The 13,098-nt window shown below is 53.2% G+C and carries 10 protein-coding genes; 8 read left to right on the forward strand and 2 right to left on the reverse strand.

The genetic code is table 11. The features are described from left to right. The first annotated feature begins 224 nt into the window (after positions 1-224). From BM123_RS13320 to BM123_RS13340, 5 genes are all read left to right on the forward strand, one after another. Positions 225-2,369 carry a peptidylprolyl isomerase gene (locus BM123_RS13320; protein ID WP_090169301.1) on the forward strand — a complete coding sequence of 715 codons (2,145 nt, stop codon included), beginning with the start codon at positions 225-227 and terminating at the stop codon, positions 2,367-2,369. Positions 2,370-2,641: 272 nt separating this feature from the next. Further along, the gene (locus BM123_RS13325) at positions 2,642-2,821 is read left to right on the forward strand and encodes a hypothetical protein (protein ID WP_090169303.1); all 180 of its coding nucleotides are present in this window, start codon (positions 2,642-2,644) and stop codon (positions 2,819-2,821) included. 185 nt (positions 2,822-3,006) lie between these two features. Further along, positions 3,007-3,585, forward strand: coding sequence for an LPS export ABC transporter periplasmic protein LptC (lptC, locus tag BM123_RS13330; RefSeq protein WP_175489377.1), 579 nt, complete (start codon positions 3,007-3,009; stop codon positions 3,583-3,585). Between the two features lie 9 nt (positions 3,586-3,594). Continuing rightward, on the forward strand, positions 3,595-4,863 hold the full coding sequence (locus BM123_RS13335) for a hemolysin family protein (RefSeq protein WP_090169307.1): 1,269 nt from the start codon (positions 3,595-3,597) through the stop codon (positions 4,861-4,863). A gap of 223 nt (positions 4,864-5,086) precedes the next feature. After that, complete coding sequence (locus BM123_RS13340) at positions 5,087-6,199, forward strand: mechanosensitive ion channel family protein (RefSeq protein WP_090169309.1); 1,113 nt, start codon at positions 5,087-5,089, stop codon at positions 6,197-6,199. A gap of 22 nt (positions 6,200-6,221) precedes the next feature. Here BM123_RS13340 and BM123_RS13345 read toward each other — a convergent pair whose 3' ends face one another. Continuing rightward, the gene (locus BM123_RS13345) at positions 6,222-7,382 is read right to left on the reverse strand and encodes a cystathionine gamma-synthase (protein ID WP_090169311.1); all 1,161 of its coding nucleotides are present in this window, start codon (positions 7,380-7,382) and stop codon (positions 6,222-6,224) included. Between the two features lie 228 nt (positions 7,383-7,610). Here BM123_RS13345 and BM123_RS13350 point away from each other — a divergent pair, with 228 nt between their 5' ends. Both BM123_RS13350 and BM123_RS13355 read left to right on the forward strand, forming a co-directional pair. Next, positions 7,611-8,696: a serine hydrolase domain-containing protein gene (locus tag BM123_RS13350; RefSeq protein WP_175489378.1), complete on the forward strand. Its 1,086-nt coding sequence runs from the start codon at positions 7,611-7,613 to the stop codon at positions 8,694-8,696. Between the two features lie 94 nt (positions 8,697-8,790). Then, the gene (locus tag BM123_RS13355; RefSeq protein ID WP_090169315.1) at positions 8,791-9,546 is read left to right on the forward strand and encodes an SH3 domain-containing protein; all 756 of its coding nucleotides are present in this window, start codon (positions 8,791-8,793) and stop codon (positions 9,544-9,546) included. A gap of 136 nt (positions 9,547-9,682) precedes the next feature. Here the strand turns inward: BM123_RS13355 and cobA are convergent, their stop codons facing one another. Continuing rightward, positions 9,683-10,453: a uroporphyrinogen-III C-methyltransferase gene (gene cobA / locus BM123_RS13360; RefSeq protein ID WP_090169317.1), complete on the reverse strand. Its 771-nt coding sequence runs from the start codon at positions 10,451-10,453 to the stop codon at positions 9,683-9,685. A gap of 89 nt (positions 10,454-10,542) precedes the next feature. Between cobA and nirB the strand changes: the two genes are divergently transcribed. Further along, positions 10,543-13,053, forward strand: coding sequence for a nitrite reductase large subunit NirB (gene nirB, locus BM123_RS13365; protein ID WP_090169319.1), 2,511 nt, complete (start codon positions 10,543-10,545; stop codon positions 13,051-13,053). Positions 13,054-13,098 lie beyond the last annotated feature (45 nt).

The raw sequence follows: 13,098 nt of genomic DNA on the forward strand, positions 1-13,098 counted from the left end.
GCACCCGCGCTCCGGCGCCCATTGTGGCTTCATTTCTCGTAAAAATCTTTGCTTGTCCGCCTGGCTTCTGCCAACTATTTTAAAAAGTAGTATCTTCGCACGTCCAACGAGCACTGGCCGGGACCTAAAAGCATTTGGTCCGGCCATTTTTTTGGTTGGGAAACTATAATTACCACGAACAAAGGCCCGCACTTTCGGGCGAATCGCTAAAGCAAGTTTGCAGTATGGCACTGATTGGAAAAATTAGAGATAATACAGCCCTCATCCTCTTCGTCATTGGTGGCGCTATCTGTCTGTTCGTCTTTCAGGAGATGTCCAGTGGCGCTAACGGCCCCCTCGGCCCCGTTGAGCAGGCTATGGGCCGCGTAGGTCATCAGGAAATTGACCGCGCTGACTTCGAGCGTACCCTCAGTGGTGCTTTCTCCGGCGGCGACGCTTACCAGAACCGCGACCAATTGTGGCAGTTCTACGTCAACGAAGGCCTGGTGAAAGAAGAAGCCGAAAACCTCGGCCTTTCTGTCTCCGAGTTTGAGCTGAATGACCTGGAGTTTGGTCCAACGCCCAGCCCCATCATTACCCGTAACCTGACCGACCCTAACACCGGGCAGCTTAACCGTACGCTTCTGAGCCAGATTCAGGGCCATATTGATAACGGTACCCTTAAGGACGCCGTAGCCAATGGGGAACTGAACCCCAACATCGAGACTATCTGGAAGTACCAGCGCCGTGAAATCGTGGCGACCCGCCTTCAGGAAAAGATGGGAGCATTGGTTTCTAAGGCTATGTACGCCCCAAGCTGGCAGGCACAGGAGTTTGCCAACAACCAGATTGCCAGCCGCAAGGTGGCCGTCGTGAAAATTCCATTCGACGAGGTGGATAACAGCGACGTAGAAGTAAGCGATGCCGATATGCAGGCTTACATCGATGAGAACCGCAGCGTGTTCGTTAACCGCGTGGAAAGCCGCCAACTGTCTTACGTATCCTTCAAGGTAGAAGCAACGGCAGCGGATTCCGCTAAGATCCGGACACTGCTCGGGGAAGTTGCCACTGACTGGAACAAAGAAACCACCGAGAGTGGAGACAGCCTCTTCGCCCTCGCCAACCGTGGCTCTTACGCACCGAACTACCTGACGGCTGACAACCTCAGCCCGGTAATCGCTGATGCCATCATGAACGACGTAGCCATTGGCTCCGTCTACGGACCCTACGTAGAGGGCAACGCCATGAAGCTGGCGAAACTTATCGACCGTAAAGTGATCGCTGACAGTGCCAGCACCCGCCACATCCTCCGTAATGCCACGACCCCTGATCAGTTCAAGGAGGCTAACCGCGTTATTGACAGTCTGATGAACGTCGTACAGCGTAACCGCGGCAAGTTTGCTTCTCTGGCTGAAACCTTCAGCCAGGATCCCGGATCTGCCTCCAACGGCGGCGAGTACGAAAAAGTAACTCCCGGCCAGTTCGTTCGTCCTTTTGATAACGTCCTCTTCCGCACCGGAAGCGTTGGCCAGCTCTACAAGATCCGTACCAGCTACGGTGTTCACCTCGTAGAAATTCTGGGTCGTAGCCGCACCACTTCCACCCGTGCTAAAGTAGCTTACATCGTTGAGCCCATCATCCCTTCCAGCGATACTGAAGACGCCGTACTGGCCGAAGCTCAGGTATTCCTGAACGGTAAGGGTAACCTGACGGAACTGAAGGCGGCGGCTGAAGCTGCCGGTATGGAAGTGTCTCAAACAACGCCTATGCCCCTGAGTGCTTACAACCTCCCGGGTTTGGGTAGTGGCCAGGAAGTAAAGGACATGATGTGCTGGGCGTTCAGCGCTGACGAAGGAGACGTAAGCGGTATCGTTTACACCTTCACCGACCCACAACTTTTCTACGAAAACAACTACGTTCTCGTTGGTCTGGAAGATGTTCTTCCTGCCGGAGTAGCTACCGTTGCTGCCGTTAAGGAAAATCTCGAACCCATCGTACGTGACCTTAAGAAAGGCGAAAAGATCTCCGGTATGATTGGAGGCAAGAGCCTTTCTGACCTCGCCAGCCAGTATGACCTGAAGGTGGATACGGTTACCAGTAACCCAACGCTTTCCAGCCTCTCCGCAGGCATTGGTAATGAGCCAAAGGTTATTGCCGCTGCTGCTGCAGTAGCTACGGGTGCCGTAAGCAAGCCCGTTGTTGGTAACACCGGTGTTTACGTCATTCAGGGCATCACCGAGCCTACCAGCTCTACGAGTGGTAACCTGCCCGGTGCCCGCCAGCAGATCAACACTACGATCCGCCTTCAGGCTGCTAACAGTCTGCTGCCCGCACTTCGGGTAGGCGCAGATATTGAAGATGATCGCGCTGAGGTAGACTGCCGACAGTAAGAACAGAAGTCAAGTTTTTGACTTTTAATAATCAGCGATCAGGCGATGTGCCTGGTCGCTGATTTTGTTTTTGGAGAAGCCTTTAACAGCGTAATACGCTTGATCATGAAAGATGCGCTAGGCGCTAATGACACAAAGAGCACAGAGGCACAAAGAACACAGAGGGAGAGGCCGTCAGTGAATAGCCGATTGCCCTACATCTACCTCTCAATCAGGATGGTTATTAACCCACCACGCCTTACCTTTGCACCGCAAAAGAAATTTGCCCAATTATGTCTGAAATCAAATCAGCCGGCATCAAAGGCTACGCCATCCTCGGCGCCTTCATCGCCTTCCTCCTTTTCGTTTTTCTGGTCGTGTACCTCTACAAGTACAACAACAACGGTGTACCCGAAGAACCCCAGCTTTACAGTGACCTGCTGACGACTTTCGTCAGTGGCCTGCGGGCTTAGACGCTCTCCTAACAGGAGAACGCTTCCGTAAATGATGACAGTTCGCCGAAGGTGATAACTGTTGCTTCAGGGTGTGCCCCAGGGTGCTCCCTGCTACTGCAGATTGTTTATCCGTCGGGCCACGATTCTTCCGGAATCCTTATCCATCTTATGCGGGATGTTCTGCTCACTTAATGCCTGTCCTAATGACCGAACCCTCAGGTCGCGCTATCTTTTCTTTTTGGCTGCTGCCGATAGTTGGCCTATTGGCCTTATTGCTCTCTTCCTGCATCAATGATCCGGCGGAGGTGGCAAAATTGCGGGAGCAACTGAGCGATAAAATAGAAGTAGCCGAAGGGGTGCAGATCCTGTACAGCGACTCTGCCAAAATTCGCGTCATCGTTACCGCGCCCCGGATGCTGAGTTATCTGGAAGTAGCGGATCAACGGCAGGAATTCCCCGATGGACTGCACGTTACTTTTCTGGATGAGTTGCAGGACACCAGCAGCACCCTGATTGCTAACTGGGGAGTGTACCGTCGCCGGAATAATGAGATTACGGTTCGGGACAGCGTCGTTTGGCAGTCCGTTGATCTGCAGCGGCTCGAGACAGAAGAGCTCAACTGGGAAGAAAAAACAGAACGGATCTACACGAATAAATTTGTGGTATTGACGCAGCCGGACTACGTCATTACGGGCTACGGACTTGAAGCAGACCAGAGTTTCAGCAATGCGAAAGTGCTGCAAGTTGACGGCCGTATCCCCATTAACCGACCGGAACAGTAACTTTACTACGTGCTAACCGTCGCCATCATCTTCTTTTTGTTGTTGTCCGCTCTCTTCAGTGGTTCAGAAATCGCTTACGTTTCTGCTAATAAGTTACGGGTGGAGCTAAAGAAAAAGCGGGGAACCCGCCGGAGTAAAATCCTGGCAGGTTGGTTTGATAAGCCGGCGGATTTTCTCAGCACCATGCTGGTGGGTAACAATATCGCCCTGGTGGCTTTTACCTCCCTCATTACGGTTCCTCTGACCCTGATGGTAGCCCCACGCCTGGGGTTGGGAGACGATAGCCTTTGGCTTTTGCTGGTCAATTCCTTTTTGATACTACCAATTATACTGGTATTCGGGGAGTATTTACCGAAGACTCTTTTTCGTTTGTACGCAGACGATGCGCTATACTTCATGGCCGTTCCGTTGCGCGCTTTACAGTGGCTGTTGTATCTGCCCAGCCGGATCATGACCAGCACCAGTGATATGCTGTTACGCTTCTTTTTTAAGCGGCCCAGTGAAGAGCTTGATACGGTACTTACCCGGCTTGATCTGGAAAACTTTGTCAATGAAAGCCAGTCCTCGTCGGATGAAGAAGTTAGTGGTATTGACACCAAACTCTTCGGCAACGCCCTGAACCTGGGTGAGGTAAAAGTAAAAGATTGTATGGTGCCGCGCACGGAGATCGAAAGCGTAGACGTCAGTGCCAGTATCGATGATTTGGAAGCCCGCTTTCTGGAAACTCACCTGAGTCGTCTGTTAGTTGTCGACGGAGATATGGATGAGGTGCTGGGCTACGTTCATCATCAACAATTACTCGACCTGCCCACGGAAATCAAGGACATCGTGCTGGAGCTCACGTTCATTCCTGAAGTGGCGCGGGTGACAGACTTACTGGACCGATCCGTTAAAGAGCAACTCAGTATTGCCTGTGTGGTGGATGAGTTCGGCGGCATCGCCGGTGTGGTAACGATGGAAGATCTGCTGGAAGAAATTTTCGGAGAGATCGAAGACGAATACGACGAGGACGAATACGTGGAAGAAGTGCTGGAAGATGATTGCTTCAAATTCAGCGGCCGTCTGGAGATCGACTACCTTAACGAAAAGTATGACCTGGGCCTGCCCGAAGGAGAATATCACACCCTGTCTGGTTTTGTCGTTACCGAAGCCGAACGAGTGCCGGAGCAGGATGAAAGCCTCGTATTAAAGGGCTTCCGCCTCCGGATGTTGGAAGTGTCCAATACACGAATTGAGGTTATCCACCTTAAGCAGGAATCAGAAACCGAAGCAGATTAGTTAAGCCCTTCGTTCAGCTAAAGAGGCGCTGACGCAGGTGCATAGTAACAGGATGAAGGCAGTGCAGGGCGAACATGAGCCGGATACTTCCGTTTTCTGCTATGGATAGCCGAGCCTGCAAAGGTCCTTCCCTGTTCTTGAATCGGACCAGTACCCGGCCCCGAATCTCTCTACGCCCTTTTGACTTAGGGGTAGCCTTAAAGATTATCCACAACTTCCAGCTATGAATGAATTAAGCTCCCTGATAGAGTCTACTCCGCTTTTCGTACAAATGGCCATCCTGTTCGGGGTTTCCCTGCTGCTGGCGACTCTGGTAGTCATGATTGTTTTTCCCATTTTGAGCGCTACTGCAAAACGAACCAAAAGTTTTACCCTCGAAGCATTCGTGAAACGTACCCGAAGTAGTGTCTTCTGGTTACTGACGTTTTTCCTGACGCTTTCCTTTTGGGCGAATTTTCTAACCGACAGCGAAGAAGATCCTGTCTTTTACCTCACCACTTTTCGTCAGATTGTTCGCACGCTGCTGTACATCTTCCTTGGTGTTTTATTGGTAAAGTCTACTAACGTAGCTGCGGATACCATCCGGTTTCTTTACAACGCTGATGACAAGAATAACCTGCGGGAACGGAAAATTCTTACCCAACTACAGTATATACAGCGGATTGCAGCCATCATCATTTTCATTGTTATTCTGGCGATGATCCTGATGCAATTCGACAGCATGCGAACTTTCGGCACCGGCTTAATTACTTCTGCCGGGGTGGGGGGAATCATCATCGGTCTGGCTGCGCAGAAGTCCATCGCTAACCTCCTGGCCGGTTTTCAGATCGCTTTCACCCAGCCGATCCGGCTGGATGACGCCCTGATCGTTAACGGAGAGTATGGCTGGGTGGAAGAGATTACCCTCACCTATGTGACTATGCGGCTGTGGGACCAGCGACGGCAGATCGTTCCACTTCAGTATTTTATTGATAATACTTTTCAAAACTGGACAAGGACCAACTCTGAATTAACGGGAACCGTCCTGCTATACGTAGACTACACTTTCCCCGTGGATGCTCTGCGAGAAGAGGTAGACCGTTGGCTTCCGCTTCAGGATATATGGGACGAGCGCGTTAAGTCCGTGATGGTAACGGAGAACAGCGACCGGGCTATGACCATCCGTGTGCTGGTCTCCGCCAAAGACGCCGGTACCACTTTCGATCTGCGCTGCCGCACCCGGGAACACCTCATCCACTGGATACAGGAAAACTACCGAAATTGCCTGCCACAGAATCGGGTAGCGCCGAATCAGGCGGCGATGATCAGCGCGGAAGTGGAGGAGAATGAGGAGTAGGAGCCGACGGCTTCTTGGCGGGCTAATTGGACATAGCTTTCTCCAAGTCTTTCACCAGGTCCTCAGCATCTTCTACCCCGACTGAAAGCCGGATGAGGCTGTCCGTCAGCCCAACGCTCAGGCGTTGTTCGCGGGGAACGCTGGCGTGCGTCATACTGGCCGGATGGCCGATAAGGGACTCTACGCCGCCGAGGGACTCGGCCAGGGTGAAGTAATGCGTGTTTCTCATCACCCGGGCGGCGGCTTCGAGGGTGTCTTCCTTCAGGTCGAAAGAAATCATGGCTCCGAAATCCTTCATTTGCTTTTTTGCCACTTCGTGGCGTGGGTGGCTTTCTATTCCAGGATAGTAGACGTTGGCGACCAGGTCATTGTCCTGTAGTACCCGAACGATGTGGCGGGCATTTTCACAGGCCCGCTGTACGCGTAGGTGAAGGGTCTTGATGCCCCGGAGCACGAGAAAGCAATCCTGCGGACCGGGGATGGCTCCGGCAGCATTTTGCAGGTAGTAAAGCCGCTTGGCGAGCGCATCGTCGGAGGTGATGATGGCGCCCATCACGATGTCGGAATGGCCACCGAGGTATTTGGTGGCGGAATGAAGCACCAGATCGGCCCCCATCGTCAGTGGTTGCTGGAGGTAGGGGCTGGCGAAGGTGTTGTCTACGACACTTAGAATATTATGAGCGCTAGCTATGTTGGTCAGGGCCTCAATGTCTACGATGTTTAGCATTGGGTTAGTGGGCGTCTCGATCCATAGCATCCTGGTTTCGGCGGAGATTTCCTGTTCTACCTTAGCGGGGTCGCGCATATCGATGAATCGACTCTTGATGCCGAAGGGGCCGAAGACGGCCGTGAGCAGCCGGTAGCTCCCGCCGTAGAGATCGTCGGAGGCAAGTACTTCGTCTCCGGGCTGAAGTAACCGTAGCACATTGTCCATCGCCGCGAGGCCGGAACTGAAGCAAATACCGTGCTTACCTTGCTCGATGGCCGCCAGGTTGCGCTGTAGTGCATCCCGGGTAGGGTTAGCCGTACGGGCGTATTCGTAGCCCTTGTTTTTGCCGGGCTCCTCCTGAGCGTAGGTGGAGGTTTGGTAGATAGGCGTCATAACTGCTCCGGTCAAGGGGTCGGGGCTCAGACCACCGTGAATACATTGGGTAGCGAAGCGGGCATCTTTTTTGGCGGCCATATGGTGGTAGTTTTGCTAGGGAACAAGCGGGTGATAGCTTAGTTGATGGCAATCCGATCTGGTTGTCCGTCGAATTTACCCTTCGCTCGTCCGATATTTTTTGTGCATTGCCCAGTCTTACCGAATTTGTAGACGCCATTGAAACCATAGTTTTTCGCTTAGTCCTCATCCGACTGGTCTTTTCCCAAATTCGTAGTTATGCCAAGAGCTCATCAAAGAACTTTATTAATGATGATTTTGCCCCTCTTTTCTCTGGCCAGCTGTGGAACGCCACATCTGCCAGTTGTGGAGTCCGTTCCTGTATTTACGGATGTCTCGATGCAAGGCCTGGACGAAGTCGTTATAAAGAATATGAAAGAACTGGATCTGCCAGGGATGGCTATCGGAATCGTAAAAGATGGAATGCCGTACTATGCCAGGGGATATGGCTGGGCATCGCTGAAAGACAAAAAACGGGTTACAGCTTCGACCACCTTTCATACGGCTTCCATAAGCAAAGTCTTTACGGCGCTGGCCATTATGCGTTTACGGGATGCGGGGAAACTTCACCTCGAGCAGACGCTGATTGAAACACTGCCGGACCTGACTTATGCTAATGAGGATGCCGGGAATATTACGCTTCGCCAGCTGCTTAATCATACCTCAGGATTACCCGACGTAAAGGGATATGACTGGTCTTCGGGCAAAAGCGATGACATGGCCTTAGAAAATTACTTCAAATCCACCTCCCTGGAAACTGGATCAAGCCCGGGAACAAAAATCCAGTACTCCAACCTTGGCTACGACCTGCTGGGACTGGTCGTAGCAAAAGTGAGTGGGCAAAGCTTTGAAGACTACGTAGCGCAAGACATTCTCCGACCCGCCGGGATGAGCGTTAGCGATTTCCGTTATTTCAGACTTGATTCCGAAAATACAGCCCGGCCTTACACTAAAAACCTACTGGGAGCCGTCGTGCCACAAAAGGTCTATCCATACAACCGGGAGCACGCGCCGAGCAGCACGCTCAATGCCTCTGCGGAAGAGATGACTTACTGGATGGCTGGTTTCCTCCGGCGTTTACCCAAAGAAGCCTCCCTGATGGAAATGACCCGCCCGTCGACTGCGTTAGCCGATTGGATCGGTCTCGGCTTCCAACGGTTCAAGGTGAAGGGCAGAACCGGTATCGGCCATTTCGGTGGAGATCGCGGCTTCCGCTCCTACCTGTTACTATTGCCGGAGGAAGAAATCGGTATTGTCGTGTTAGGTAACTGTGATTACGAGGAGGATTTTCGTCAACTTATTGCCGGAGAGCTATTAGCACAATTACTGGAATAAGCAGGACGAATTCTTGAATTCTCTTTGCACTTACGGGATCAGACCAATTGACGACTCTGCTCACCTGACCTTTGGAATATCAAATACATCAACTATGCGATTCCTGCTCATCTGCTTCCTTTTCACAGCCATATTATCCGCCCAAAAGCGCATTGACCTCTCCACCCAATACGTCTGGGCGGAGTCCGGGCTGACGATGCGGGCAGAAGGGAATGCTGAAGGAGAAAAAATGATGGTTATTCCTTTTGGAGCGGAAGTGAAAATGACGGGAGAGTGTGGGGAGTACCTGAAGGTAAAAGCAATGGACGGTGTCCGTTACGAGACGGAGAACGGGACGTCCATCGGCGAACCCTATTTAATGGAGGGGGAATATGAACGTGTGGAATATGGTGGTAAAACGGGATACGTTTTTAACGGTTACCTATTTTACTGTCCACCTGAAGATAAAGGAAGTCGTTCAGAAGACTTTGAAACCTGGATGACTTCAGTTATCGGGTTGCCAGACACAATTTTGTTTGAGGATGACACCGGGAAAATGATGGGGAGTCGACATATGTATCTATTCCCCAATGGAATGACGCTTACTTACGAGGAGTACGAAGGTGGTGGGAGTACGACGATAACCTTCCCTGTCGGCTCCATCGCAAACGGCTTTACGGTGGCTAACCGTTTCTGGAATGTCGACCAAGCCGTGAAGAACAAAAAAGACTTTAATGGGCAGGGTGGAATAATTCCTGAGCTGCTCAAAATACTTGATGACGGAAGTCTTCACTTTCAAGGGGATATGAGTGAGACTAAGATTATGGTGGCCGGCGGAATATTGATCATTTATTCAGCGGGCGGGTGTTAGGGAGATCCCGTAGGGAATCAAACGTCCTTAGCCCCGGACGAAGGCAGAGGCGGAGCCTCGCCGTAGTCCGGGGAGTACGAGTGCAAAGCACGAGCCATGGATGAGTAGATAGGCGTGAAGCGCCTTTCTTCAAAACTCACCTTGCCTCCAAGCTTTCCATTGCACCTGCGGTAGCGCCCAAAACCTCCACTACCTCCCCAATCACCAGTATGCCCTGACTACCTGAGCTGGCAGCTTGTTCCAGGGGAAGGGTGTCGTTTACGGTTCCGATGGTCGTTTCTGAAGCAGGCAGGCTGCCCGACTGCAGCAGTGCCATCGGCGTTCCCTTCGCCCGATGACGAGCAAATAATTCTCCGATCTGAGCGATCTTGCGTGTGCCCATCAGAATGACAACCGTTGCTCCGGAGGACGCCGCCCGCTCCATATCCTCCGGGAGTGCGTGTCCCTTCGTGGTAGCCGTAAGCACCCAGAACCCGCGGCTCACCCCGCGGTGCGTCAAGGGAATCCCCGCCAGCGCCGGCACCGCCAGCGCACTGCTTACCCCCGGCACCACTACCAACGGAATCCCTGCCGCAGCGGCCGCCATCCATTCTTCCCCGCCACGTCCGAAGACGAAAGGGTCCCCACCTTTCAGCCGTACAGCATGACCGTATTGCCGGGCACTGCTGACCAAAAGATCGTTGATGGCTTCCTGCCCCATGGCGTGTGCTCCACAACGTTTACCTACGAATATCCGTGGAATGCCAACCGGTGCATACTGGAGTAATTCTTCACTCACCAGGGCATCATAGAGGATAACGTCAGCGCCTTTGATTGCCCGCAGCCCTTTAAGCGTCAAAAGTTCGGGGTCACCGGGGCCGGCACCCACCAAAGTAATGCGGGAGGGGAAAGGAAGAGGAAAGCCCATAGGAAAAGAATTTACGTATTTTGCGTAAAAATACGTAATAAATACTTAGTTTTGCAACTACGTATTCTTCACCTTTAAATCTGCACACCGTGAAAAAAATAATCCTGATTGGTAATGGTATGGTTGGGCACAAATTCTGTGAACTCTTTAGCCGCCATGCGCGCAGCGCAGATTTCGAATTGCTGGTATTTGGGGAAGAGTGCCGCCCGGCCTATGACCGCGTTCACCTGAGTGAATACTTTGAAAGCCGCGATGCCGAACGTCTTAGTCTGGCTACCAAAGAATGGTACGCCGAACAAGGCATCGAGCTGCGCTGCGGAGAACGGGTAACGGAACTGGATACGGATGCCAAACGAATCAGGGCGGAAAGTGGCGGAACCTGGGACTATGATTACCTCGTGTTGGCCACTGGCTCCAGCCCCTTTGTTCCTCCCATTCCCGGTCGGGATAAAAAAGGGGTATTCGTCTATCGGACCATCGAAGACCTGGACGGAATTCTGGATTATGCCGAGGGGCTAAAGGGCAAGCCGGGCGCTTCCGCTACCATTATGGGCGGTGGTTTGCTCGGGCTGGAAGCCGCTAAAGCTGCCATGGACATGGGCCTCAAAAGCCACGTAGTGGAATTCGCGCCCCGCCTGATGCCCCGGCAACTGGACGAGCCCGCCGCCGCGGTGTTGAGTGATACCCTGGTAGACCTTGGGCTCAGCATTCACTGCGAAAAGAATACTTCTCTTATTGGTGGTAATGGTGCCATTACCCACCTGGAGTTTAAAGACGAGACCCGGCTGGATACGGATATGCTCATCATCTCGGCCGGTATCCGGCCGCGGGACGAGCTCGCCCGCCAGGCCGGCATCACCGTTGGCCCGCGAGGGGGCATCCTGGCCGATGCTCAGTTGCGCACCAGTGCCGAGGATGTCTTCGTTATCGGCGAAGCAGCCCTTTACCAGGAAATGATCTACGGTCTTGTGGCCCCCGGTTACGAGATGGCCCGGGTTGCCCTGGGGACAATTATGGCTGATGCAGAGGCCGGCTCTATGCCGGAGGCCATTGATATGTCCACCAAGCTAAAGCTGATTGGCACCGACGTGGCCAGTTTCGGCGATCCCTTCACGTCGCCCGAGGAGGCCCGCTCGATTGTCTTCCATGACGACGTCGCCCGGGTCTACAAAAGGATCAATGTTTCCAAAGATGGTAAGCGACTGTTGGGAGGTATTCTGGTGGGGGATGCCTCAGACTATAACATGCTGCATCAAATTGTTCAGAACAATATGCCACTGCCACCGCAGCCGGAAGACCTCATCCTGGGTGCCCGCGGCGGAGCCGAGGCGGGGGCTGGTGTGCTGGACCTGCCCGACGCAGCGGTTATTTGTTCCTGCGAGAACATCAGCAAGGGGCAAATCACGGAATTACTGGACAGTGGCGAGGCGCAGTCCGTCAAGGACCTCGGTGTCTGCTGCAAGGCAGGAACCGGCTGCGGTGGCTGTAAACCCATGCTGAGTGATCTGGTGGATACCTATCTGAAAAGTCAGGGTAAAGTGGTGCGTAACCTCATCTGCGAGCATTTCCCCTACACCCGGCAGGAACTGCGGGACCTCATCGTGATGAAGAACATCCGGACTTACGATGAAGCCCTGGACCAGATCGGTAATGGCAACGGTTGTGAAGCCTGTAAGCCCCCGCTGGCCAGCCTTTTTGCGACCATTTATATGGAAACGGCTAACCCCCAGGCGGTAATTCAGGATACAAACGATCGCTTCCTGGCTAACATCCAACGTAACGGAACCTACTCCGTCGTACCTCGGGTAGCGGGCGGGGAAATCAGCCCTAAGCACCTCATCGCCATCGGTCAGGTTGCAGAAAAATATGATCTCTACACGAAGATTACTGGTGGCCAGCGTATCGACCTTTTCGGTGCCCGGCTGGAGCAGCTTCCCCTGATCTGGGAAGAACTCATTGCCGCCGGCTTTGAAAGCGGCCACGCCTACGGCAAGGCACTACGGACGGTTAAGTCCTGCGTAGGCAGTACCTGGTGCCGCTACGGAATGGACGATGCGGTGACCTTCGCCATTGAACTGGAAAATCGCTACAAAGGCCTACGCTCTCCGCACAAACTCAAAGGTGGGGTGAGTGGCTGTATCCGGGAATGTGCTGAAGCGCGGGGCAAAGACTTCGGCCTGATTGCCGTTGACGGTGGCTACAACCTCTACGTATGCGGCAACGGTGGGGCCCGGCCCAAACACGCGGCCCTGCTGGCTGGCCCGATCGACAAAGAAACCGCTGTACTCTACCTCGACCGGATGCTGATGTTCTACCTGCGTACAGCTGCTCCGCTCGTACGCACGGCCGCCTGGCTGGAACAGATGGAAGGTGGAATTGACTACCTCAAGAGCGTGGTCATTGACGACGTGCTGGGGATCAACGCTGAACTCGAAGCAGAAATGAAAGGCCTCGTGGCTGCCTATCGCTGTGAGTGGAAAGAAGCCGTGGAAACTCCTGAGCTACGGGCTCGCTTCCAGACCTTCGTCAATACCGATGAGCCGGATGAAACACTGGAGTTTGTCGGGCTGAGAGATCAGAAAATGCCGAAGGCGTGGTAGCCGGCCGCTCATCCGATGCATCTTTCACCTGGCGAAGCCGGTGAA

It is taken from the genome of Neolewinella agarilytica (assembly GCF_900110645.1).
Classification (GTDB): domain Bacteria; phylum Bacteroidota; class Bacteroidia; order Chitinophagales; family Saprospiraceae; genus Neolewinella; species Neolewinella agarilytica.

Bases quoted from the DNA above. Each gene is read 5' to 3' on its own strand.
- BM123_RS13350 (WP_175489378.1), top strand. From the start codon at position 7,611: ATGATGATTTTGCCCCTCTTTTCTCTGGCCAGCTGTGGAACGCCACAT.
- cobA (WP_090169317.1), bottom strand. From the start codon at position 10,453: ATGGGCTTTCCTCTTCCTTTCCCCTCCCGCATTACTTTGGTGGGTGCC.
- BM123_RS13345 (WP_090169311.1), bottom strand. From the start codon at position 7,382: ATGGCCGCCAAAAAAGATGCCCGCTTCGCTACCCAATGTATTCACGGT.
- BM123_RS13340 (WP_090169309.1), top strand. From the start codon at position 5,087: ATGAATGAATTAAGCTCCCTGATAGAGTCTACTCCGCTTTTCGTACAA.
- BM123_RS13355 (WP_090169315.1), top strand. From the start codon at position 8,791: ATGCGATTCCTGCTCATCTGCTTCCTTTTCACAGCCATATTATCCGCC.
- BM123_RS13320 (WP_090169301.1), top strand. From the start codon at position 225: ATGGCACTGATTGGAAAAATTAGAGATAATACAGCCCTCATCCTCTTC.
- BM123_RS13325 (WP_090169303.1), top strand. From the start codon at position 2,642: ATGTCTGAAATCAAATCAGCCGGCATCAAAGGCTACGCCATCCTCGGC.
- lptC (WP_175489377.1), top strand. From the start codon at position 3,007: ATGACCGAACCCTCAGGTCGCGCTATCTTTTCTTTTTGGCTGCTGCCG.